This is a genomic window from Halobacterium sp. DL1 (genome assembly GCA_000230955.3).
GTDB lineage: Archaea > Halobacteriota > Halobacteria > Halobacteriales > Halobacteriaceae > Halobacterium.
Genome location: CP007060.1, coordinates 2,459,889 through 2,482,614, shown reverse-complemented (window position 1 = coordinate 2,482,614; position 22,726 = coordinate 2,459,889). Strand labels below are relative to the sequence as shown.

At 66.5% G+C, this 22,726-nt stretch carries 25 protein-coding genes and 1 tRNA gene; 16 read left to right on the top strand and 10 right to left on the bottom strand.

All coding sequences use genetic code 11. The annotated features are described in order from the left end of the window. Both HALDL1_14875 and HALDL1_14870 read left to right on the top strand, forming a co-directional pair. Positions 1-546: a hypothetical protein gene (locus HALDL1_14875; GenBank protein AHG04727.1), complete on the top strand. Its 546-nt coding sequence runs from the start codon at positions 1-3 to the stop codon at positions 544-546. 450 nt (positions 547-996) lie between these two features. Then, positions 997-1,464 carry a hypothetical protein gene (locus HALDL1_14870; GenBank protein AHG04726.1) on the top strand — a complete coding sequence of 156 codons (468 nt, stop codon included), beginning with the start codon at positions 997-999 and terminating at the stop codon, positions 1,462-1,464. Positions 1,465-1,495: 31 nt separating this feature from the next. On the opposite strand, the gene HALDL1_14865 is transcribed toward HALDL1_14870, so the two are convergent. Continuing rightward, positions 1,496-1,813 carry a hypothetical protein gene (locus HALDL1_14865; GenBank protein AHG04725.1) on the bottom strand — a complete coding sequence of 106 codons (318 nt, stop codon included), beginning with the start codon at positions 1,811-1,813 and terminating at the stop codon, positions 1,496-1,498. A 120-nt stretch (positions 1,814-1,933) separates the two neighbouring features. On the opposite strand from HALDL1_14865, the gene HALDL1_14860 reads away from it, so the two are divergent. The 3 genes from HALDL1_14860 to HALDL1_14850 all read left to right on the top strand — a co-directional run bounded on the left by HALDL1_14860 (position 1,934) and on the right by HALDL1_14850 (position 5,496). Beyond that, a complete protein-coding gene (locus HALDL1_14860; GenBank protein ID AHG04724.1) occupies positions 1,934-2,812 on the top strand; it encodes a preprotein translocase subunit SecF in 879 nt (292 codons plus the stop codon). Further along, complete coding sequence (locus tag HALDL1_14855) at positions 2,809-4,341, top strand: preprotein translocase subunit SecD (GenBank protein ID AHG04723.1); 1,533 nt, start codon at positions 2,809-2,811, stop codon at positions 4,339-4,341. The genes HALDL1_14860 and HALDL1_14855 overlap by 4 nt, the downstream gene beginning before the upstream one ends. A 102-nt stretch (positions 4,342-4,443) precedes the next feature. Beyond that, complete coding sequence (locus HALDL1_14850) at positions 4,444-5,496, top strand: histidine kinase (protein ID AHG04722.1); 1,053 nt, start codon at positions 4,444-4,446, stop codon at positions 5,494-5,496. A 6-nt stretch (positions 5,497-5,502) separates the two neighbouring features. Here HALDL1_14850 and HALDL1_14845 read toward each other — a convergent pair whose 3' ends face one another. Further along, positions 5,503-6,255: an endonuclease gene (locus HALDL1_14845; protein ID AHG04721.1), complete on the bottom strand. Its 753-nt coding sequence runs from the start codon at positions 6,253-6,255 to the stop codon at positions 5,503-5,505. A gap of 95 nt (positions 6,256-6,350) precedes the next feature. Here HALDL1_14845 and HALDL1_14840 point away from each other — a divergent pair, with 95 nt between their 5' ends. Continuing rightward, the gene (locus HALDL1_14840) at positions 6,351-6,815 is read left to right on the top strand and encodes a hypothetical protein (protein AHG05397.1); all 465 of its coding nucleotides are present in this window, start codon (positions 6,351-6,353) and stop codon (positions 6,813-6,815) included. 3 nt (positions 6,816-6,818) lie between these two features. Here HALDL1_14840 and rnhB read toward each other — a convergent pair whose 3' ends face one another. The 3 genes from rnhB to HALDL1_14825 all read right to left on the bottom strand — a co-directional run bounded on the left by rnhB (position 6,819) and on the right by HALDL1_14825 (position 9,136). Beyond that, positions 6,819-7,451 (bottom strand): ribonuclease HII, encoded by a 633-nt coding sequence (rnhB, locus tag HALDL1_14835; GenBank protein ID AHG04720.1) that lies wholly within the window; start codon positions 7,449-7,451, stop codon positions 6,819-6,821. After that, entirely contained in the window at positions 7,451-8,731 is a 1,281-nt protein-coding gene (locus HALDL1_14830) for a pseudouridylate synthase (GenBank protein ID AHG04719.1), read from the bottom strand. The genes rnhB and HALDL1_14830 overlap by 1 nt, the downstream gene beginning before the upstream one ends. Positions 8,732-8,806: 75 nt before the next feature. Further along, positions 8,807-9,136 carry a hypothetical protein gene (locus tag HALDL1_14825; GenBank protein ID AHG05396.1) on the bottom strand — a complete coding sequence of 110 codons (330 nt, stop codon included), beginning with the start codon at positions 9,134-9,136 and terminating at the stop codon, positions 8,807-8,809. Positions 9,137-9,317: 181 nt separating this feature from the next. Between HALDL1_14825 and HALDL1_14820 the strand changes: the two genes are divergently transcribed. From HALDL1_14820 to HALDL1_14810, 3 genes are all read left to right on the top strand, one after another. Further along, complete coding sequence (locus tag HALDL1_14820) at positions 9,318-9,944, top strand: hypothetical protein (GenBank protein ID AHG05395.1); 627 nt, start codon at positions 9,318-9,320, stop codon at positions 9,942-9,944. 404 nt (positions 9,945-10,348) lie between these two features. Further along, positions 10,349-10,939 (top strand): tRNA (pseudouridine-N1)-methyltransferase, encoded by a 591-nt coding sequence (locus HALDL1_14815; GenBank protein ID AHG04718.1) that lies wholly within the window; start codon positions 10,349-10,351, stop codon positions 10,937-10,939. Beyond that, positions 10,939-11,385: a hypothetical protein gene (locus tag HALDL1_14810; protein AHG04717.1), complete on the top strand. Its 447-nt coding sequence runs from the start codon at positions 10,939-10,941 to the stop codon at positions 11,383-11,385. Before HALDL1_14815 ends, HALDL1_14810 begins: the two co-directional genes overlap by 1 nt. A 62-nt stretch (positions 11,386-11,447) precedes the next feature. Here the strand turns inward: HALDL1_14810 and HALDL1_14805 are convergent, their stop codons facing one another. After that, on the bottom strand, positions 11,448-13,586 hold the full coding sequence (locus HALDL1_14805; GenBank protein AHG04716.1) for a catalase/hydroperoxidase HPI(I): 2,139 nt from the start codon (positions 13,584-13,586) through the stop codon (positions 11,448-11,450). Between the two features lie 382 nt (positions 13,587-13,968). On the opposite strand from HALDL1_14805, the gene HALDL1_14800 reads away from it, so the two are divergent. After that, a tRNA-Pro gene (locus tag HALDL1_14800) sits at positions 13,969-14,041 on the top strand. 76 nt (positions 14,042-14,117) lie between these two features. Here the strand turns inward: HALDL1_14800 and HALDL1_14795 are convergent. Further along, on the bottom strand, positions 14,118-14,363 hold the full coding sequence (locus HALDL1_14795) for a hypothetical protein (GenBank protein ID AHG05394.1): 246 nt from the start codon (positions 14,361-14,363) through the stop codon (positions 14,118-14,120). Positions 14,364-14,441: 78 nt separating this feature from the next. Further along, entirely contained in the window at positions 14,442-15,263 is an 822-nt protein-coding gene (locus HALDL1_14790; protein ID AHG04715.1) for a transposase ISH9, read from the bottom strand. Positions 15,264-15,807: 544 nt separating this feature from the next. Between HALDL1_14790 and HALDL1_14785 the strand changes: the two genes are divergently transcribed. Next, a complete protein-coding gene (locus HALDL1_14785; GenBank protein AHG04714.1) occupies positions 15,808-16,866 on the top strand; it encodes an aminoglycoside phosphotransferase in 1,059 nt (352 codons plus the stop codon). Positions 16,867-16,878: 12 nt separating this feature from the next. On the opposite strand, the gene HALDL1_14780 is transcribed toward HALDL1_14785, so the two are convergent. Next, a complete protein-coding gene (locus tag HALDL1_14780; GenBank protein AHG04713.1) occupies positions 16,879-17,043 on the bottom strand; it encodes a hypothetical protein in 165 nt (54 codons plus the stop codon). Positions 17,044-17,410: 367 nt separating this feature from the next. Then, positions 17,411-17,890, bottom strand: a complete 480-nt coding sequence (locus HALDL1_14775) for an Lrp/AsnC family transcription regulator (protein AHG04712.1) — start codon at positions 17,888-17,890, stop codon at positions 17,411-17,413. A 178-nt stretch (positions 17,891-18,068) separates the two neighbouring features. Between HALDL1_14775 and HALDL1_14770 the strand changes: the two genes are divergently transcribed. The 5 genes from HALDL1_14770 (at position 18,069) to HALDL1_14750 (ending at position 22,395) form a co-directional block, all read left to right on the top strand. Then, the gene (locus HALDL1_14770) at positions 18,069-19,340 is read left to right on the top strand and encodes a hypothetical protein (GenBank protein AHG05393.1); all 1,272 of its coding nucleotides are present in this window, start codon (positions 18,069-18,071) and stop codon (positions 19,338-19,340) included. Beyond that, positions 19,277-20,404: a histidine kinase gene (locus HALDL1_14765; GenBank protein ID AHG04711.1), complete on the top strand. Its 1,128-nt coding sequence runs from the start codon at positions 19,277-19,279 to the stop codon at positions 20,402-20,404. Before HALDL1_14770 ends, HALDL1_14765 begins: the two co-directional genes overlap by 64 nt. Before the next feature lie 62 nt (positions 20,405-20,466). Next, positions 20,467-21,189, top strand: coding sequence for a hypothetical protein (locus HALDL1_14760; GenBank protein AHG04710.1), 723 nt, complete (start codon positions 20,467-20,469; stop codon positions 21,187-21,189). A 78-nt stretch (positions 21,190-21,267) separates the two neighbouring features. Beyond that, positions 21,268-21,804, top strand: a complete 537-nt coding sequence (locus HALDL1_14755; protein AHG04709.1) for a kinase — start codon at positions 21,268-21,270, stop codon at positions 21,802-21,804. Between the two features lie 51 nt (positions 21,805-21,855). Beyond that, positions 21,856-22,395, top strand: a complete 540-nt coding sequence (locus tag HALDL1_14750) for an NUDIX hydrolase (protein AHG04708.1) — start codon at positions 21,856-21,858, stop codon at positions 22,393-22,395. The last annotated feature ends 331 nt before the right edge of the window (positions 22,396-22,726 follow it).

Here is a 22,726-nt window from a genome sequence, read left to right as displayed (position 1 = left end):
ATGGGGCGCTTCGACAGCTACTCCGGCCTGCTCACGGCGTACCCGTACGCGTTCCGCCAGTCGGACTCCCGGCTGTTCCGGAGCTACGTCGTCGTGAGCGGTCTGCTCGGCGCCCTCTTCGCGTTCCTGATGGCTGGCGCGCTGGTCGTGCTCGTCGGCAACACGGCGGGCGCCCGCGGCGGGTCGCTGACGCTCTCTCGGACGTTCTACGTGGTCGTCGGCCTGTTCGTGTTCGCGCCGCTGGTCGGCCCCGTCCTGCTGGTCGCCCGGCGCCACCGCCGCGAGACGCCGGTCGCGCCGCGGTACGACGCCGCGCTCGGGGCCGCGGGCTACGCGTTCGTCCTCTCGGTCTACTTCGGCGTGGTCGCGTCGATGCCCCCGCAGTTCCGGACGAACGGCGAACTGGTGGCGCGACCGGAGCCCACGGGGCTGTTCGCGCCAGTCGTCGAGTTCCTCTACGCGATTCCGGGCCTGGCCTCCCCGGTGGTGCCGCTCGTCGGCGCGCTGGTCGTCTACGCCGTCCACCGCCGCTATGGCTCGCAGTGAGATTCGGGGACTCTGTGTCCGCGAGAGGTAGTGAGACTACTACCTCGAAAGCCCCGGCCGGCTACGGTCGCGCGGCTCGCTGTCGTTCGAAAGACGGCGCAGCCGTCTTTCGTGATGACGAGAGAGCCTAGCTCTCTCGAACCACGCTCCTCGACCTTCGGTCTGCGTTGCTTGCTTCGCCGGGCTTCCCGTAGCCGACCGCCCCTTTCAACCCTGCCCGATTCCGGCTGGTCAATTGGCAAGAGGTGGGACTGAACGCCCCGGCCATCTCGACGAACCCGGACGATGCAAGCACCGCAACGTAGTGAGGAGCACAGCGAGTCCCGGGAGTCGAGATGGCCGGGGCGTTCTGGACGACGTTGATGCTGAGTTCAGTTCTTCCCGCGTATGACACAGTATCACAATCTTACGTCGAAACAGGGAAACAGCGAGGCCGCCAACCGAGCCACAATGACCGACGAGAAGACAGCGACGTTCTTCGTCGCGGAAGCCGACGACGACTCCGCGATTCTCTCCGACGTGTCGGACGCGCAGGTGCACACGCTCTCGGAGAACCCGGGCGTCGAGGCCGGCGAGGTGCTGACGGCGACCGTCGCACCAGACCCCCCGATGGGCGTCACGTACAGCGTCGTTGACGTCGAAGAGCGCAAGCGCATCCCCGTCGAGGTGAGCGAGGAGGCGCCCACGCGCCAGGTCGAGACGATGGCCGCCGACCTCGGCGAGGGCGAACTCACGACCACGGAGCGCGCGGGCGTCGGCGAGGTCCACGTACTCTCGGTGCCAACTGACTCGGTGGAAGAGGCCGTCGAGGACGTCCGAATCGACGACCAGACGGTCGCCCGGGCCGCGAGAATCGGCATCGAGCGCGTCGAAATCCGCTCCGGCGAGGACTTCCTCAGCGTGCGTTACCTGCCGTAGTCAGTGGGCCGCTGCCCGTTCTCTGTGCCCGCTAAACTTCGTCTGCCTGCGGCCCCGCCTGGCTCTGCACTTCCCAGCCCGACTTGACGCCACAGGCCTCTCCCTCGACGAACTCGATCTCCGTCTCCTCGTCCAGCTCCCCGTCGCCGTCTATCGCTACGACGCGGAGGGGGACGTCCGGGCTGTCCCCACAGCAGCCGACGTCGAGGAACACCTCCCAGACGTCGCCCTCGCGGGCCGGTCCCTGGGTGCGCTTGAGGTACGCCCGCATGTGGTCCGTCGTCAACTGGTCGCGGCCCCAGTTGCTCACGTCGGACGGGTAGGCGAGCGTGACGTGCTTCGTGGTCATGCAGCCGTGTAGGACTGCCACGCTCTTGTGCCTGCTGCCGAATGGCTCGGGTCGCTCTGTCGGCCAGTTCGCCGGTCGGCTATAAGAAGCCTTATCCTGCGTGGCTCCCGACCGGAAGCCATGCCCAGTTTCGAGGTCCCGGAGGTCGACCTCAGCCAGTACTCCATGCGGGAACTCGTCGCCCCCCCGCTGGCCGTCCTGGTCGTCGCGCTCGCCATCCTCGGCGCGACGTTCGCCCTCACGGGGTCACCGGTCGCCCTCGGTATCGAGTTCACGGGTGGGACGGAGATCGTCGTCGAGACCGGCGCCTCGCAGTCCGAGGTCGTCTCCGCGTTCGCGGACCGAGGCCACGACGTCACCTCCATCCGCCCCATCGGTACCGACGGCAACAGCTACCTCCTCGAGTTCCAGACCACCGACGAGGCGGTCCAGAACGACATCACTAACGCCGCCACCGACGCCGGCTACGAGGTCGTCCAGTCCCAGAGCAGCACCGCCACGTTCGGCAAGTCGACCCAGGAGCTCGCCCTGCTCGGCGTCGCGGGCGCGTTCGTCGGGATGAGCGTCGTCGTCTTCCTCCTGTTCCGAACGTTCGTGCCGAGCATCGCCGTCGTGCTCTCGGCGTTCAGCGACATCGTCATCCCGCTCGCGCTGATGAACGTCTTCGGCATCGAGCTCTCCCTGGGGACCGTCGCCGCGCTGCTGATGCTCATCGGTTACAGCGTCGACTCCGACATTCTCCTCAACAACCAGGTGCTGCGCCGCTCGGGGAGCTTCTGGGAGAGCGTCGAGCGGGCGATGCGCACCGGCGTCACGATGACGGTCACGTCCATCATCGCGATGGCCGTGATGTCCGTCGTCTCCTACATCTTCGGCATCCAGTTGCTCACGGACATCGGCATCGTGCTCGTGTTCGGCCTGACCGCTGACCTGATGAACACATATCTCATGAACGTCACGCTGCTGCGGTGGTACAAATTCGAGGGGGTGGCACGATGAGCTGGCTCCGCGAGAACTGGCGCGTCAGCTTCCTCGTGGTCCTGCTGCTCGCCAGTTCGGTCGCGTTGTTCGCGCCCGGCATCGGCGCGAGCGGCACGAACGCCGACGGCGAGAGCGTCGACCGGCCCACGAATCTCAACTACGGGCTCGAACTCTCCGGCGGCGTCCGCCTGCGGGCGTCCGTCGTCGGCGTCACCGCCGAGAACGTGACCGTCACGGAGGACAACGAGCGGGCCATCGAACAGGAGGTCGCGGCGGCGCTCTCCCTGGACAACAGTAGCGTCCGCGCCCGCCCCCTCCAGGACGTCGTCGAGGTGTACTCGAACAACTCGGTCGCGGAGGTCCGCACCGCGCTCACCGAACTCGGCTACCAGCCACGGCAGGTCCGCCAGGGCGTGACCGAGGCGACACGGGACACCATCGTCAGCACCATCTCGAGCAAGGTCGACCAGACCGGCTTCTCCGGCGCGTCCGTCTACGACGTCAACCCGCGCGGGGGCGGCGAGCAGTACATCGTCGTCGAGGTGCCGGGCCGCAACGCCTCCCAGGTCCAGCGGCTCATCGAGGGCCGCGGCGAGGTCGAGATGTGGGCGTACTACCCGCAGAACGGCAACCAGACGAACGCGACGGTGCTCGGTAGCGAGGACCTCGCGCAGGTCGACCCGCCGACGACTAACCCCCAGACCGGCCAGCCGCAGGTCCCGGTCGAGCTCACCCCGCAGGCGGCCGAACGGTTCGCCAACCAGATGCAGCAGTACGGGTTCACGTCGAGCCAGGGCATCCGCAACTGCCAGTTCCCCGCCGAGGAGGGGACCAGTCACTGTCTGCTGACGGTGCTCGACGGCGAGGTCGTCTACTCCGCGAACATGGGGCCCGGACTCGCCAACCTCATCGAGAGCGGCGAGTTCGAGAGCAACCCGACGTTCGTCGTCACGGCGAACTCCATGGAGGAGGCCCGCGAACTGCAGGTGAACCTCCGTGCCGGCGCGCTCCCGGCCGAACTCGACTTCGAGGACTCCTACTACGTCGCGCCGAGCTTCGCCGAGCGGTACAAGCCGCTGTCGCTCGTGACCGGCATCGCGGCCGCGATCGCCGTCGCGCTCACCGTCTTCGCCCGCTACGGCGAGGCGAAGGTCGCCATCCCGATGGTGTTCACCGCGCTCTCTGAGGTGGTCATCCTGCTCGGGTTCGCGGCGGTCTCCGGGCTCGCGCTCGACCTCTCGCACATCGCGGGGCTCATCGCGGTCATCGGGACAGGGGTGGACGACCTCGTCATCATCGCCGACGAGGTGATGACCGAGGAGGTGTCCTCCAGCCGCGTCTTCCAGAGCCGCTTCCGGAAGGCGCTGTGGATCATCGGCGCGGCCGCGGTGACCACCATCATCGCGATGTCGCCGCTGGCCGTGCTCTCGCTGGGTGACCTCCGCGGGTTCGCCATCGTCACCATCCTCGGCGTGCTCATCGGGGTCATCATCACGCGACCGGCGTACGGCGACATCCTCCGTCGCCTGCTGACGGACAACCGGTAGCGCACCGGGACCGCCGTCGTTCTACCGCCCGTCACTTCTCCGAGAGCAGCAAGCACTCGCCGGGAGCAGTACGTTTAACGTCGTTCGTACTCGGTGTGGGCCATGGTCGATGTTCGCCGAGCGGTCGCCTCAGCGGTCGTCGGTGCTACCGGACTCGCCGTCGCGGGTATCGTTCTCGAACACGCCGTTACCGAGACTCCGCCGCTGTCGGGCCTCCTGCTCGCGGGGTTCGGGGCGCTGGTCGGGGCCGCACTCGCGGCCGGCAGCGTCGGCGTCTACCGGTCGTCGTTCACGACCACGCAGACGCTCCGCATCGGGGGGTGGACCACGCTCGGCGTCTTCGTCACCAGCGCCGCCGTCGGCCTGCTGTACGTCTACCAGGCGGCGGTCGCAGCCGTACCGCCGGCGCCGCTGTTCTCCGGGGCCGTCGTCGTCGGCGTGAGCGCGGTCGCACACCTCCTCATCGGCGTCAACGACGCGCGCCGCGTCCGCGCCGCCGCGCTGGCCAGGGAGCGCCAGAAGCTCGCCGTGCTCACCCGACTCGTGCGCCACAACCTCCGCACGAAGGCCCAGTACCTCTACAGCTACGCCAGCCGGGTGCGGGACGGCGACGACCCGGAGACGACCGCCGACGACATCCACGACGCGGGCGGGGACCTCGCGGAGATGTACGAGACCATCACGTCGATCACTGACCTCTTCGAGGACGGGTCCGCCGGGAACCGCGACGTCGACCTCGCGGCGACCATCGACGACGTCGTGGCTGCCCAATGCGAGGCCACCCCGGACGCGACCATCGAAACCGACGTCGCCGACGGCGTGACCGCCGTGGCGGGCGACCGCCTCGGGGACGCCGTCGAGGAACTTGTCGAGAACGCCGTCGAGCACAACGACAGCGCGGACCCGCACGTCGAAGTGGCGGCGGCCCGGGACGGCGACCACGTCGACGTCGCCGTCCGCGACGACGGCCCCGGCATTCCGGCCGTCGAGCGGGAAGCGGTGCTCGGCGAGCGTGAACTCACGCAGCTCGACCACGGCAGCGGGCTGGGGCTGTGGCTCGTGAAGTGGACCCTCGACAGCTACGGCGGCGACCTCTTGTTCGACGACGGCGACGAGGGCGGCAGCCGGGTAACGATGCGGCTCCGCGCGGCCTGACGCGGCTCAGAAGTCCGTGAGCTTGGCCTCCATCGCGCCCTTCGCGTCGAGGCCGAACTCCGCGAGTTCGACGAACTCCAGGTCGTTGTCCCGGAGCGCGCGCTGGACGCGCTCGGAGGCCGACGGCGCGACTAGCATCCCCCGAACCGAGTCGTTCGTTCCCTCGTAGAGGTCGACGTAGCGCTGCAACTGGTCGAAGTGGTTCAGCGTCGCCTGGATACGCTTGACCTCCACGACCACGGGCGTGCCGTCGCGGTCGACCGCGTAGAAGTCGACGAAGCCGTACTTCGTCTCGCGCTCGTGTTCGACGATGCGGAGGTCCTCCTCGAGCACGTCGGGGTTCGCCTCGATGTACTCGTGCATCTCGGCCTCCGTGCCGGACTCCTCGTACGTCGCGCCGTCCTCCGCGTCGTAGCGCGTGACACCGTACACCTCCCGGATGCGGGCCTCGACGCGCTCGCTGGGGTTCGTGCGCCGCGCGAGCAGCACGACGTCGCCGTCGCTCTCACGAGCCTCGACCGTCCCGCCGCCCGGCATCCAGTTGACGGGCTTGTGCCCGGTCGGCTGGTGGACGAGGAACGTGCCGTCTGGTTTGGCCACGAGCAGGCGGTCGCCGTCCCCGAGGTAGCCGCTCGTCCGGCCCTCGTACTCCACCTCGCAGCGGCCCTGCACCGTCAACACCGCGCCGTCCCGGAACGCCGCCTTCGCCGCGTCGACGAACTCGGTCGGGGTCGGCGCGTCGAAACGCTGTACTGCCATCGTTCTCGCACGGTTGCACGCTGGCGACGAAAAGGGTGTGCATTGGGCTCGTCTACTCGACCAGATTTTTCCGGGGGCGTCGTGAGCCATCGGTCATGGAACTCAGCGGTCCCTCCAGCAGACTCCAGGTCGCCCTCGCGGTCCTCCTCGGTCTCGCCACTATCGGGTACGGCGCGTACAGCTACCAGGCCCAGACGTCGGCACTTGACGACACGACGATGGTGGATGCGACGCTCCTCGACGTCTCCGTAGAAAAACACAGCGGGAAGGGCGATACGTACAGCCCAGTGGCGACGTACAACTACACCTACGAGGGGGAGACGTTCACCTCCTCGAACGTCTACCCCGGGACGCTCCCGCGGGAGTTCGGGAGCAGGGAGAAGGCCCGCGACCAGATCGACGGCGGGCCCGGGGACACCGTCACCGCGTACGTCCCGACCGACGCCCCCGGGAACGCGTTCCTCGAGCACGAGCAGAGCGACAAACCCCTGCTCGTCGTCGGCTTCGGCGTCCTGTTCGTCCTCGGCGCGGCGTACTACGTCCTCCGGGGGCGCTACTGACGTTCAGAACTCGTCGAGCCCAGACTGCTCGGCGGCCGCCAGCGCGTCCCGACTCGTCTGCCAGGACTCCCGGGCGCAGTCCGGTAGACAGCCGTGCTCGCGGACGTACTCGCTCAGGAACTCTCGGGTGGTGGGGTCGCTGGGGTAGCCCGACCCGACGTCCCCGTGGCCGGTAGCGAGCTCCGCGACGTGGCTGTCGCGGGCGACCTTCGCCACGATGCTCGCCGCCGCGACGAAGTCGTACTCGTCGTCGGCGCCGTGCTCGGCCGTGATGTCGACGTCCGCGGTGACGGCGTCTGCGACCCTGCGGCCGAAGCGCTCGGCGTCGACGTCGCCGGCGTCGACGTGGCCCGCGAGGCCGTCGCTGGCGACCTGCGAGAGCGCGTCGGCCTGTGCGGCGACGGTGAGCGCGTTCATGTCCGTCTCCGGGTCGTCGATGCGCGCGACCGGAATCTCGGCGACGCCGACCGCGCAGCGCGCCCGGATTCGCTCGTCGAGTTCGTCGCGGCGCTCGGGCGCGAGGCGCTTGGAGTCCGCGACGCCGTCGGGGAGGTCCGCGGGGTCGCCCGCGACGGCCGCCGCGAACATCGACCCGAGCACCGGTCCCTTCCCCGCCTCGTCGACGCCGAAGGCCATCAGCGGAAGAAGTCCTCGTCCTCGAAGGCCTCAGCCTCGCCCTCGACGGCGACCACGTCGAGCGCCGTGACCGTCGCCTCGACGCCGAGCAGGCCCGCGAGACTCGGGACAGTGCGGCCGTCGTCGCTTGAGACGAGTTCCTTGATGTAGAGGCCGCCCTCGCCCTCTATCTCGACGATTGCGTGGGTGTCGTCCGTCTGTTCGCCGTCGATGTCGTACACCTCGCGCGTGCGAACGAGTTCAGCGCGCCGGTGGCTCACGCGCTGTGGCGTCTCCTGCTCGATGGTTGCACCGTCGAGTTCGGCAAGCGCCGCCTCGAAGTCGTCCTCGCTCACGGGGGCATCGAACTCCACCTGCGCGCGGTAGCGCTTCTTCGCGTCGAGTTCCTTCACGCGCTCGACCATGTCGTAGGCGGCGAGGCGGACGCCCTCCACCTCGACTTTCCCCTCCGCGTACTCGTTGATGGCTTCCTCCAGGGCCTCGGCGTCCGGGTGGCGGTCCTGCGGGCGCTGGACCTCCACGACGAACGGCCGCCCCGTGCCGAGCATCAGCGCGTCGATGTCCTCGCGGCCCGCGCCGTGGAACGACGCCTCCCCGCCGTCCATCGCCTCGACGACGGGCGGCGCGGTCAACTGCTCGACGCTCTCCGGGTAGAGGAACCCCGTGGCGTCGCAGTGCGGACACGGCGAGTCCACGAGCGTCCCGGTCCCGTTGCAGTCGCTGCAGGGCCACTTCGTCTGCGGGATGCCGCGCTCGAGTTTCCGGTAGCGCCCGTAGACGAACGTCGAGTTCACGGTCACGTCGACCGTCTCGTCCTCGACGTCCAGAATCGCGAGGACGTCCGGCCGCCCGAAGTCCACCTCCGCGCCCGTCGCCTGCCCGACGCGCTTGCCGACCTCCCGGTTGCACTCGGACTTGAACTGCTCGCCCGCGTCCTCGGGGAGGCCCGCGAGGTCCCGCAGCATCGTCTCGTTCTCCTCGACTAATGGGGGCGCCCGTGTCCCCACCTGGTAGGTGTCGAACTCCTCGTCCTTGAGGGCCTCGGCGACTAACTCGGCGAACGCCTCGAAGCGCCCAGAGGCCCCTTCGCAGACCCAGCAGTCCGCGGTGTCAGGGGATTCGTAGGGCTCGTCCTCCTCCAGCGCGACGGTCGTCCGGAGCGCCCGCCCGCGCTCGGCGTTCGTCAGCCCGAAACTCCGGTCCGCGAAACACCGCCCGACGCAGGCGTCGCAGATGGGGTCCTCCGCCAGCACCCGCCGCGCGTCCTCCAGGATGGTCATGTGGGTGGTGTCGTTGCGTGGTGGTACGTACTCTTCGGTCCGCTGGCGGCGACCCCGGCGCTCGCCCGCGCCGGGCTACCCGAGGAGCACGCCGCCGACGATGCCGGCGAGCGTGAGCGCGAGGAAGAAGCAGATGAACAGCAGGCGCCGCGGACCTCCGGCCTCGGTCGGTGCGGAGAACACTGAGTCCTGGTCGACGTGCGTCTCGGTGTCCTCGGCGGCTTCGTTGAAGCTCGCGGAGCCGGCGAGCAGCCCGACGGCCGTGATGCCGACGAACGCGTAGACGACCGCCGGAAGGAACAGCGTGACAGACTGCCAGTCGGCGACCGCGTACCCGGCAGCGGCGACGACGGCGGCCGCGACGCCGCCGTACAGCGCGGGCGCGACGAGGATTCGGAGATTCATGTTCTATACTCGAAAGGTAGTCGTGAAAAAAGTAGCGGCCTGGTTCTCGGGGTGTTTTTCCACACTCGGGTTGGAAAGCGCCGGGAAATTCTCTACTGTTGGTTCCGGTGTCAAGGAGAAATCGAAGTCCACTCGGAAAACCGGCAGTACAATTATTATCCGTCATCTCAGCAGAGATGACATGGATTTGTATATTGACTCTGGTAGTCATGCAGTAACTGACCCGGCGGGGCGGGTCAGCCAGGCTGAATCTGAACTTGGTAGTCCAGATGTCGTGTTTATTGAGGAGCCAAACGAGACGATTGAACTCCGAGAAGAGGCGTTTCTCTTTCTCTACGCGCCCATCCTGAGTGTCATGATGATTCTCTGGGAGTACGTGATTGTGGCCGGTCTTCAGCGATTCTTTGGGAGCGATAGAAATGTCGGCAAAGAATTGATTGAGAAATATGACACAGACCGTATCTCGGTTGATATCCCACACTCGGTCCAGATCTATGAAAACCGCAAACTCTGGGGGTTGGCGAACTGGTTGGCGATCACTTGGCCCTTTTCTTGGGGAATTCCGGACTTTCCGGCATTATCAACAACGTATTTACTCATGTTGGCCTTTCAAGCAGTCCTAATATTCATAGTCTACGTGGCCGCTACGGCATCGCTACGGGACAAATTCATTTCTGAGAAAATCGCCAACCATTCCAAAGAGTATCAAAAGGCGTGCCTCATCACCGGGTCTCAACACCACGAGGGGATCGCGGAAAATCTGTCAAGCAGCCAGTCTATTGACGTGCTGAATCCAAATTCCGAATAGGAAATGACACAGCGACGATTCAACGAAGCAGCAAAAGACGTACTGAGTGGCGGAATTGGCGGCATTCTATCGTACCAATCGGTGCAAGCAAGCGGAATACCAGCTACATCGGGAATGACAATTGCAGCGTTTCTAATGGTTACTCTTGTCGCACTGTTTTATTGGGGACTTGACGGAGCTGAAGAAGTTGGAACAGACATATACGACCGTCTGAATGGTGGCCAGACAGAACGTAAACGCAATCAGTGGCCCGAAGGACGCGCTTCTTAATTTCGCGGTGGAAATCATGGTGGGTGAAAGCCAAGCCACTGATTGCCGTCCCGGATTTCCCTTTTCTTCGAGACACTTCCATCTCTCTTCATGAACCCGATGCACGTAAGCCACGCCCAGCCGACAGACCACCCATGCGCCAGTTCGTCGTCCTCGGGCACGACGCGCCCACCGACCCAGAGTTCCCGCTCGACGACCTCTCGGGCGGCGCGGGCCGACTCGACGTGCTCTGCCGCTGCGTGAGCGCGGCGCTGTTCCTCTCCCACGGCATCCGCGAGGACGTGCAGGTGTGGCTCGTGCTGTCCGACGAGGTGACCGTGCGCATCGACGGCAGCGAGTTGCGGTACATGAGTCCCGACGAGCGCAACGTCGCCAGCCTCCTCCAGCAGGCCATCGAGGCCAAAGACCGGGCCATCGGCCACCGCGAGGCCGAGTCGACGCCCGGCATCCACGTCTCGACGCGCGGCTTCGAGGCCGTCCTCGACGACGTCGACGGCACTGTCGTCGAACTCCACGAGGACGGCACGCCGCTCGCGGACCTCGAACCGCCCGCGGACCCCGTCTTCGTGCTCTCGGACCACAACGACTTCACCGAGCGCGAGGCCGCGCTGCTCGCCGAGGCGAGCGACCGGCGGGTTCGCGTCGGCCCCGAGGTGCTCCACGCCGACCACACCGTCACCGTCACGCACAACTATCTCGACACCGACGGCTTCACCGACTACTGATGCGCGTGAGTGTCATCGGCGCGAGCGCACCCTCGGACGCCGCACTCGAGGACGCACAGGCCGTCGGTCGGTTGCTCGCCGAGCGGGGGCACACCGTCGTCTGCGGCGGTCTCGGCGGTGTGATGGAGGCGGCCTGCCGCGGCGCGAGCGAGGCCGGCGGCCACACAGTCGGCATCCTCCCCGGCGAACATCACAGCGCCGCGAACGACTACGTCGACACCGCTATCGCCACGGGACTCGGGCACGCCCGGAACGCGCTCGTCGTGATGAACGGGGACGCCGCCATCGCCGTCTCGGGGTCCGGCGGCACGCTCTCGGAGGTCGGCTTCGCGTCCGTCTACGACCGACCAATCGCGGGTATCGGCGCGCCCGACGCGCCCCACGTTGCGGACGTGGAGACGCCCGCTGCGGCCGTCGCGTACGTCGAGGACAACGCCGACTGCTGACGGGGGAGGCCGTCGCTTCTGTCCTGAAGAACGGAGAACTGCAAAGAGAGAGACGCGAGGCGTTACTCGAGGTCGAAGCGGTCGAGGTGCATGACCTTGCCCCACGCGTCCACGAAGTCACGCACGAACTTCTCCTCGGCGTCCTCGGCGCCGTAGACCTGCGCGATGGCCCGGAGCCGGGAGTTCGACCCGAAGAGGAGGTCCACGCGGGACCCCGTCCACTCGAGTTCGCCGGTCTCGCGGTCGCGGCCCTCGTAGACGTTCTCGGCGTCCGCGGCCGGCTCCCACTCCGTATCCATGTCGAGCAGGTTCACGAAGAAGTCGTTGGTCAGCGTCCCCGGCCGGTCGGTGAAGACGCCGAGGTCGGACTGCTCGTAGTTGGCGTCCAGCGCGCGCAGCCCGCCGACCAGCACCGTCATCTCCGATGCGGTCAGGTTGAGCAGTTCGGCCCTGTCAACGAGCAGTTCCTCCGCCGGCCGCTCGACCTCGTTCCCGAGGTAGTTCCGGAACCCGTCGGCCTTCGGCTTCAGCGCGTCGAAGGAGTCGACGTCGGTCTGCTCCTGGGTGGCGTCGGCACGCCCCGGCTCGAACGAAACGTCGACGTCGTAGCCGGCGTCCGCCGCCGCCTGCTCGACGGCCGCGTTACCGCCCAGCACGATCAGGTCGGCGAGCGAGACCCGCACGTCGTCGGACCGCAAGCGGTTGAATTCGTCCTGGATTCCCTCGAGGGTCTCCAGCACCGTCTCGAGCTCCGCGGGCTCGTTCACGTCCCAGCTGCGCTGCGGTTCGAGGCGGATGCGCGCGCCGTTCGGGCCGCCGCGCTTGTCGCTGTCGCGGTACGTCGCCGCCGCCGCCCAGGCCGTCTTGACCAGCTGGGAGACGGAGAGCTCCGAGTCGAGGATCTCCTGTTTGAGTTCCGCGACCTCCGCCTCTCCGACCAGGTCGTAGTCGGCGTCCGGGAGGGGGTCCTGCCAGAGCATCTCCTCGTCCGGGACCTCCGGGCCGAGGAACCGCTCGGGCGGCCCCATGTCGCGGTGGGTCAGCTTGTACCAGGCCTTCGCGAAGTTGATGCCGAACTCCATCGGGTTCTCCTGGAAGCGCTCGACGATCTCACGGTACTCGGGGTCGCGCTTCAGGGCGATGTCCGTCGTGAGCATCATCGGCGTCACGCCCTCGTCGCCGTGGGCGTCCGGTGCGGCGTCACGGAGCTCCTCGTCGACCGGGAGCCACTGCCAGGCGCCGCCGGGCCCCTTCTGGGCCGCCCACTCGTACTCGAGCAGGTTGTCGAGGTAGCCCGCGTCCCACTCGGTCGGTGCCTGCGTCCAGGGGCCCTCGATGCCGCTGGTGATGGTGTCGGCGCCCTTGCCCGAGCCGTGCTCGCTCTCCCAGCCGAGGCCCTGCTGCTCGATGGTGGCCGCTTCGGGCTCCGGCCCGACGTGTTCCTCGGGGTCGTCGGCGCCGTGGACCTTCCCGAACGTGTGCCCGCCGGCGATGAGCGCGACCGTCTCCTCGTCGTTCATCGCCATCCGGCTGAACGACTCCCGGATGTTCGCCGCGGAGGCTTCCGGGTCCGGGTTGCCGTCAGGGCCCTCCGGGTTCACGTAGATGAGTCCCATCACGGTGGCACCGAGGCCGGTCTGGAGTTCGCCGTCCTCGTCGAAGCGTTCGGAGGCTTCCCACTCGTCCTCGGGCCCCCAGTCGACGGCCTCGTCGGGGTCGAAGGCGTCCTCGCGCCCGCCGGCGAAGCCGAACGTCTTCGCGCCCATCGACTCGATGGCGACGTTCCCGGCCAGGATGATCAGGTCGCCCCAGGAGAGCTCGCGGCCGTACTTCTGCTTGACCGGCTCGAGCAGTCGGCGCGCCTTGTCGAGGTTCGCGTTGTCGGGCCAGCTGTTGAGCGGGGCGAGCCGCTGGGCGCCCTCGGCGGCGCCGCCGCGGCCGTCGCTGGTGCGGTACGTCCCGGCGCTGTGCCACGCCATCCGGATGAACAGCGGGCCGTAGTGGCCGTAGTCGGCCGGCCACCAGTCCTGGGAGGTCGTCATCACGTCCTCGATGTCCGCCTTCACCTCGTCGAGGTCGAGGCTCTGGAACGCCTCGGCGTAGTCGAACTCCTCGCCCATCGGACCCAGTTCGCGGGCGTTCTGGTCGAGGATCTCCAGATTCAGCTGGTTCGGCCACCAGTCGCGGTTGGACCTAGTCATCGTCGGGCATTTGCTGCCGTCGCGTATTAATGGTTTCCTAATTCGGTAAAGAAATCTTTCCGGCAGCACAAGCAATCTGCAGGATAGGAGAACTTTTCTCGGTGCTGGGCTCGCGCGCTCCCTAGCACGACGACTGAAATCTGGCCCTACCGGGGACTCCAGCGGGGACAGAACCGACGCCCAGGCCGGCCACGTTGCACGCCGCCGAGAACGTGGTCGAAATCGTGGACCACCGGCTTCCGTCGCTCTCCACGACCGCACCAGGCTCGCGGACGCTGCCGGTCGACCGACCGCTACACCCCGCCGCAGTTCCCGGATTCCTCCCGCTCTCGGTTCCCCGATTCGGAAACGTTAAACCTCGCACTCGCGAATCCCTGGGTGCGGGCCGGTGGGGTAGCTTGGTATCCTTCGGCCTTCGGGTGGCCGTAACCGCGATTCGAATTCGCGCCGGCCCACTTCTCCCGCATTTAACGCTTCTTAGCGGTTGCTCTGGGTTTTGTATTCGTCGAGAAGTATGCGAGTGAAGGCGGACTAGTTCTTGACGCTCCCTAGGAACTCCCCCAGCCAGCCACCAAGGATTAGAATCCCCAAACTGAGGACACCAATAAACCCGGCCCAATTCGGGAACTCTCCTTGGAGATAGTTATGCCCGAGAAGCTCAAGAGAGATGATTCCTGAAAGCGAGCAGATTTGCCACAAAAATCCAAGGACCAATCCAAATACACCGACATTAGTTTTCACGGACTGCCTCGCCTTCGATTTCACCTCCTCCATCATACTGCCCGACCTGCCGATTGTGTCCTCTGTTAATGTTTCAGGTGTAGGCTCTGTAGTTTCGGTATACTGCGGTTGATTTCACGGATATCTCACGCTCCGCCGGAGGTTGTAGACGGTCGCTTTCAGCAGCATTTCACGGAACTCCAGCCACCAGCTACGCGCACGCACGGCGGCGCCGAGCGTGCGCTTGATTGACGAGAAGACGGTTTCTGACATGGAGCGCTGGTGGTACCGATCACCGTCCATGCGGGCGTTGTGAGCGTGATCGAGTGGATTCATGATCCTGTGCTTGATCAGCGGTCTGATGCCGTTTTCGCGGAGTTCGTCGCGGAAGGCTTTCGCGTCATAGCCTCGGTCGGCGGCGAGGCTTCGCAGGTCGCCGGCGTTCCGCCGGGCGACCTGCGGGCCGATCTTCGCATCGTGTTTCTTCGAAGTGGTCGAGTGGATGTCGGTGATGTACAGCGTTTCGACATCCACGAGTGCAGTGACTTTGAGCGCTCGGACGCGGTAGTTAGTGCGGTTAGCGTAGTGGCGGCTGGGCTGGTCGCGGTCGAAGCCTGTCGAATCGATAGCCGCGTGGCCAGTGCGTTCCTCGACCGACGCGTCGAGGAACGCACGCCACGTCTTGGTCGGAATCCGTGCGAACCACGTGCGGAGAACGGTATAGTGCGGGAGACGCGTGAGGCCAATCTCTTCGAGGACGCCAGGCATTTCGCTGAGCAAATCCACCGCGACGCGGTAGGATTTTCCCAGCTCGATGCGGAGTGCATGCAGCGTGAGCATCGCCCACTCGGCGAACCCGCGACCCCCTTCGGGGTCGGCGGGTTCGTCCGGGGTAGCGACAACAGATTTAGCCTTAGCGACCGTAACACGCGTGAGGAGGCGGAATTCCGATACCAAAACGTTCTGTCTCTTCGCTTTCTACAGCAATAACGCAGTCGCGGCGTCTCCGTCTAGCGAAACTACAGAGCCCAGGTGTATGTAGCGCTGGTAGTGCCAAAGCAAGACTACCTAACATGCTAAGAACTAAACCGTAGATCTGGGCTTGGAAAACGAATAAGAAATCATACGCTATCAGTATTGTCGCTGTTTTCCCAATAACTCCTAAATTCGCGTGCTCGACATACTGTTTGGCGAGAACCGACTTCACAATCTGTACTTCCTTCTCGTTTAATCCATCAGGCTCCCTGAATTCGCTTGGCAGAGCGGGGAGAATGTAATCTCTGGTGAGTCGTTCTTGGCGGTTCAGTGCCGGTTCGCTTAATTCTGGCATATTATCAGGGCCACCGTCTGGAAGATAGATTATACTACTGAATTTACAGTTACGGGGTCGGTTTTTAATGGTATGGCTCGATTCCTATCTGTAAACACTTCTCACACCACGACGAGACTTTTACCATCACCCAGTTTCTCTCCGAACATGTCTGCCCTCGACACTGCCGCCCTGCAATCCTACCTCTCCGCGGAACTCGACGACGACGTAGTAGACATCGAGGTGCTCCACGAGGCGCTGAACCTCTCGCTCGCGGTATCGACAGCCGAGGAGGAGCGGGCGTACGTCCTCCGGCGACCGCGGAATCTACGGGAGACGGACCTGGTCGTCGACCTGGACGCGGAGTACCGGGTACTCGAACGCCTTGCGGACACCGACGTTCCCGCGCCGGAACCCGTGTTGCACTGCGAGGACGAGTCGGTGTTCGGCGACGAGTTCGTCGTGACGACGTTCCTCGATGGCGAGGCGGTGCCGCTGGGGTCGGACCTGCCCGAGCGGTTCCGGACCCCCGGGTCGCGGCGGCGACTCGCCGAGGGGCTGATAGACACGCTCGCGGAGATCCACTCGCTGGACCCCGGGCCGTTCGCTGACGTCTGCGAGCGCCAGACGCCGACGGAGATGGTTGACCGGGCGATGGCGCGCCTCGACGCCGCGACGAGCGCGACGGGCCGGGAGGTTCCGGAACTCCGGTCCGTGGGCGAGTGGCTCCGGGAGCACGCGTCCCCCAGGTCGGGGCCGACGCTCGTCCACGGCGACTACCGCCCGGGGAACGTCCTCTTCGCGGGCGACGACGACCCCGAGATAGCGGGCGTGCTCGACTGGGAGACGGCGATGCTCGGCGACCCGCTGACGGAACTCGGCTACCTGCTGTTGCGGTGGCGCGACGAGGGCGACACGACGCCGTCGCTGGACGAACTCGGGGCACGCCATCCGGACGAGGAGGCGCTCGAACAGTTGCGGGACGTCGAGGAGAACGGGTTGGCGCCGTTCACGAGCGACCCCGGGACGCCGAGCAGGCGGGAACTGGTCGCTCGCTACGAGGCGGCGACGGGGTTCGACGTCGAGGACGTGGACTACTACCTCGCGCACGCGGCGTTCATGCTCGCGACGGTCTGGGAGGACCTCCACCGGAGCCGAGTCGAGGCGGGCGACGACTCCGGGTTCCCGCCGCTGGTCGACTACGTGACGAAGACTGCCAGGAACCTCGTCGACGGGGAGTTCCGACCGTAGGTTCCGCCTCGGCTACCGGCCGCCGCGCCACTCCTCGCGGCAGTCGTCGTCGCAGAACGAGTGGTACTGGATGTCGCCGTTGCGTTTCTGGGCGACGACGGGGTACGTGACGTCGAACTGGAGTGACGCTCCGCAGTTGGCACAGACCAGCGCCGAACTGTCCGTCGCCCCAGTCATCGATGACTGAGACAGTGACGTCTGTCGGGCCGGTCACGCGGACGTCGTAGCCAGCGTACTGGAAGGAGACGAGGACGTCGCTTTCGTCGGCCCTCGAAGTGAGCGCGTCCAGACTGTCCGGTTCGATGGCGTCGAACAGCGGCGGTAGTGCCGTCGGGTCGGTGCCGTCCCGTCTGGCGACAGCATTGACGACCGTGTCACTGGCGCGGTCTGTTGCCCGTCTGGGTGGACCGACTACGCCTTCCCTCGTCATTATATCAGCACCCACGACACGGGTACGTATAAACACACTGTGGTATTTACGACCAGATGCAGTGTTTCGTACCCTGATTGAATATTCCGAAAGTATTATATCGAAATATACGACTCAGTTCTGCTCCGCTGCGTTCTCGCCGAAGTGGTTGAACGGCTGGACGTGTTCGTGGCGCATGAGCGTCTGCTCCTCGATCTCCAGTCCCGCTTCGATGAGGTCCTCCGCGAGTTCCATCAGTTCGCCGAGGTCGGCGGCGACGCCGACGACGCGGACGTTGCCCCGACTCGACACCATCTCCTGGACGTTGACGACGCGGTGGGTGTCGAGGGCCGCCTCCGCCAGGAGTTCCTGGTCCGAGACGGGGGCCGTACAGGTGAACGCGACCTTCAGCGGGAACCCCGCCGCCTCGTAGTCGAGGTGCGGGACGTACCCTCGGATGACGCCGGCTTCCTCCATGCGCTTGATTCGGTTGCGGACCGTCCCCTCAGAGACGGGGAGTTCCCTCGCGATGTCGACGGGCGTCAGGTTCCGCGCGTCTTCCTGCAAGTGGTGGAGGATTCCGCGGTCGACCGCGTCCAGTTCCGCTGTACTCATACTGCCAGATTCATCGGTCCGGACAAAGAACCTTCTGACAGGTGGCCGGTGGAACGCGGGGGCGAAGCCGACACGAGAGACTACCGCGGACGGCGGCCCGGCGGGAGCGACCACCTCGGTGTGGGACACTTCCACACCGACGGTCAAACTTAACCAGTTCACGCAACTAAGCGATTTAATGAGTCACCAGGTCGACCGCCGTACCGAGGGGGGAGGCGTCGGTCCCCGGAGCGGGCTGGAGGCGCTTCGCCAGAGTCCGGCGTTCCAGGGGCCGGTCGAGCCACTCCCGGAGGGCGGCTGTTCGAACGACCACCTCGCGCTCATCTACGAGGGCCGCGGGGAGCAGTTCGACGCCGCCGTCCCGTTCGTGCAGCAAGGTCTCGACGCCGACGAGCAGTGTCTCTACATCGCCGACGAGCACTCCCGGGCCGACGTGCTGGCGGAGATGTCGGCCCGCGGCATCGACGTCGACGCCGCCCTCGACTCGGGCGCGCTCTCCGTGCTCACCAAGGAGGAGACCTACCTCCGGGACGGCAGTTTCCACCCGGACGACATGCTCGCGTTCCTCGAGGCGACCATCGCGGACGCCACCGAGGAGTTCGAGGCGCTACGTGTGACCGGCGAGATGACGTGGGTGTTCGGCGACGAACCGGACGTGGAGGACCTCGTCGAGTACGAGGCGAAACTCAACCAGCTACTCCCCGAGGCGGACGGTATGGCGCTCTGCCAGTACAACCGCGAGCGGTTCTCCCCGGAGGTCGTCCGGGACATCGTCCGCACGCACCCTTACCTCGTCCACGGCACCGTCGTCTCCCAAAACGTCTACTACTCGCCGCCAGAGGAGTTCTTCGGCCCGGAGCAACCCGCCAACGAGACCGACCGCATGCTGCGGACGCTGCGAGAGCGCTCGGCGGCGAAGGCGGAACTCCAGGAGCGCGAGCGCTACCAGCGGACCCTCTACGAACTCGCCGCCGACACGGACCGCTCGTTCGAGGAGAAACTCCAGGACGTGTTCGAACTGGGCTGCGAGCGCTTCGACCTCGAACTCGGTGGCCTCGCGGGCATCGATACCGACACCGACTTCTTCGAGGTGGAGGCCGTCAGCGGGGACCACGATCACCTCCAACCCGGCGCCAGAGCCGACCTCTCGGAGACGTACTGCCGGGTGCTCACCGACGAGGGGGAGACGGCGAGCGTCACGGACCCCGTCGAGGACGGCTTCGGCGACGCGCGCGCCTACGAGGAGTTCGAGGTGAACGCCTACCTCGGCACCCGCATCGGCCTCGCCGACGACCACGACCGGTCGCTGTTCTTCGTCTCCTCGGAGCCGAAGGCGGAGCCCTTCTCCGAGGACGAGCGCACGTTCCACCACCTGATGGGCCAGTGGTGCAGTACGAACTCGAACGCAAGCGCCACGAGCAGGAACTCCGCGAGCGCGAACAGTACATGAGCGCGCTCGTCGAGACGGCGCCCGAGTGCATCAAGACCCTCGACGAGGACGGCACCATGCTACAGGTGAACCCCGCCGGCGTGCAGTTGCTGGAAGCCGACGCGGAAGCCGACGTGGTCGGCACGTCCATCTACGACTTCGTCGCCTCCGAACATCGGGAGTCGTTCCGCCAGTTCAACGAGCGGATCTGTAGCGGTGAGAGCGGGACCTTCGAGTACGACGTCGTCGGCCTGGAGGGAACGCGCCGCAACATGGAGACGCACGCGGCGCCGCTGTGCCACCCCGACGGCTCGACCTCACACGTGGCGCTGACCCGCGACGTCACCGAGCAGAAGGAACGCGGAGTCGTCCTCGAGAAGACGGTCGACCAGCTCCAGCAGTCCAACGACCGCCTCACACAGTTCGCCTACGCCGCCTCCCACGACCTCCAGGAGCCCCTGCGGATGGTCTCCAGTTACGTCCGCTTGCTCGAGGACCGCTACGCCGACGAACTCGACGAGGAGGCCGGGGAGTACATCGACTTCGCCGTCGACGGCGCCGACCGGATGCGCGATATGGTCGACGACCTCCTCGCGTACTCGCGGGTCGAGCAGTCCGACGGGACCTTCGAGTCGGTGGACTGCGGGGCCGTCCTCGACCGGGTCGTCGGGGACCTCCAGGTGCAGGTCGAGGAGACTGACGCCGACGTCGACGTCGCGGACCTGCCGACCGTGCAGGCCGACCCCGACCAGCTCGAACAGCTGTTCCGCAACCTCGTCTCGAACGCCGTGAAGTACAGCGGGGACGACCCGCCCCGCGTCGAGGTCACCGCCGAGCGCTGCCAGGACGCCTGGGCGCTCTCGGTCGCCGACGACGGCATCGGCATCGACCCCGAGTACAACGACCGCATCTTCGAGGTGTTCAAGCGGCTCCACCACAGCGACGAGTACTCCGGGACGGGCATCGGGCTCTCGCTCTGCCAGGAGATCGTCGAGAACCACGACGGCGACATCCGGGTCGACTCGGAACCCGGCGAGGGGTCGACGTTCGTCGTGACGCTCCCCGACCACGAGCCGACCGCCTAGCTGGGAGGGCGACGGGGCCGCGTCCAACGTCGTTATCCGCCTGCCGCCCCTCCCTCCGAGCGATGATAGAGGGACTGGACGCGGACCTGACGGAGACCGAGGCGGTCCGCGAGCACCGCGACGAGGTTGTCGAACGGGTGCGTCAGCACGCGGGGCAGGCCGCCCGTGAACTCGCGCGCCTGCGTGGCGGGGACTACGGTCGAGAGTCGTTCAACACCGACGGCGGCGAGTGGACGCTGAAGTACGAGGCCGGCGACATCGAGTTCCTCCGCTTCGAGGGGCGGGCCGGCGTCGACGTCTACGTCATCTCCACGCAGCAACCGCCGGAGCCAGAGCCGCTGGCGACGGCGATGGCACACTACGCCGACTTCGTCGCGGCGTTCAACGACTACGTGCGCGGTCTCGACGGCGTCCTCGACGACGTCCCGACCGACTTCCCGGACGTGGAGACGGGGGAGTCCGTCGTGGAGGCCCGGGACGCCATCGTCACGCGGATTCGGGAGGCCGCCAACCAGATGGCGGGCACGCTCTACCGCGTCGAGAACTCGGAGTACGGGTCGTTCGCGGCGTCCGTGGACGGGACGCGCTGGGAGCTGAAACGGGAGGCGGACCGCGCCTCCTACGTGCGCGTCGGTGGCGAGGGCGGCGTCTACGTTGTCTCGCAGTACGGCGCCCCCTCGGCCCGGGACGTGCGGGCGTATGCCGAGTCGTTCGGCGGGTTCGTCGCGGCGTTCAACGAGGACGTCGCCGAACTGGGCGAGGACCTCGACGCCGTCACGCTGTAGGGGGCGTTCCGGCGTCCCACGCGGCACCGCGATTCCACAGTTTCATATTCCGGGCGTGCCGTTTCCCACTCGATTACCGTGAGCGGAGAGCGCGCCGCCAGGGACGCAGCGACCACGCGCCGTGGCCCGTACCTCCTCGTGGTGTGCGGGCTCCCGGGCGTCGGGAAGACGACCGTCTCCGAGCACGCCGCCGACGCCCTCGACGGCCGCCTGCTCCGCACGGACGTCGTCCGCAAGGAACTGTTCCCGGACCCCGACTACACCCCCGAGGAGCGCGAGGCCGTCTACGACGAACTGTTCGCCCGCGCGAAAGAGACGCTCCGTCAGCGCCGCTCCGTGGTCCTCGACGGGACGTTCACGTACCGCGAGCACCGCGGCGACGCCCGCCGCACCGCCCAGGAGGTCGGTGTCCCGCTCTCACTCGTCAGGGTCACCTGCGAGGAGAACGTCGTCCGCGAGCGCATCCGCGCGCGAACCGGCGACGCCAGCGACGCCGACTTCGAGATCCACCAGCAGTACCGCGAGGAGTTCGAACCCATCGCCGGCCCGTTCGCACGCGTCGACAACTCGGGTCGCCTCGACGAGACGCTCGCGCAGGTTGAGGCGCTGCTGTAGACGCCACGCCGTCGCGCCACGCTTTTCTCGCACCCCGGCGAACGCTCGCGCATGACCGACGACCCGCTCGCGTGGGAGACGACGAACCGCCAGGTCGCCTACGAGTGCCCGGGCTTCGACATCGTCACCGAGGACGTCCGCCTGCCGGACGGCACGGAGACGGACTTCGACTACCTCGTCGACGACCCCGCTGTCGTCCTGCTGGCGTTCACGCCGGACGGCGACGTCGTGCTCGTCGAGGAGTGGCGCCAGGCAGTCGAACGCGTCAACCGCGCGCTCCCCGCTGGCGGCGTCGAGGGCGACGAGGAGCTCGCCGTCGCGGCCCGGCGCGAACTCCGCGAGGAGACGGGCTACGAGGCCGACACCGTCGAGCGCTTCGCCACCTACGAACCCGCCAACGGCATCTCGAACGCCGTTCACCACTACTTCGTCGCACGGGGTTGTGAACCAACAGCGGAGCAGGACCTCGACTTCAACGAGGCGATTCGCGTGACGACGGAGTCCTACGACGACCTGCTCACGGCCGTCCGTGACGGTGACCTGCTGGACGGTCGGACGGCGCTCGGCGTGCTGCAGTACGAACTGGGCTAGTTTTCGTCTCCGACTTGTTTTCGAGCGATGCAGCCTCCTTGGGGAACTCTTCGAAAGCCCCTGGTAGCTGGACCGTCCGCGACTCGCTGCGCGCTCTCCCTACGGTCGAGTGCTTGCGTCGTCGGGGCCGGGTCCAGCTACCAGCCCCTTTCAGTCCACCCGTGACCGGCTGGTCAATAGGCGACGGGCGGACCGAAAGGGGCGAGGCTGTGAACGAAGGCGGATGACGCAAGCACCGCAGGGAACGAAGTGACTGAGGAGCGCAGCGAGTCCCCCGAGTTCACAGCCTCGGGGCTTTCGAGGTGTTCACGCCGAAGCAGTTCTCGTGAGA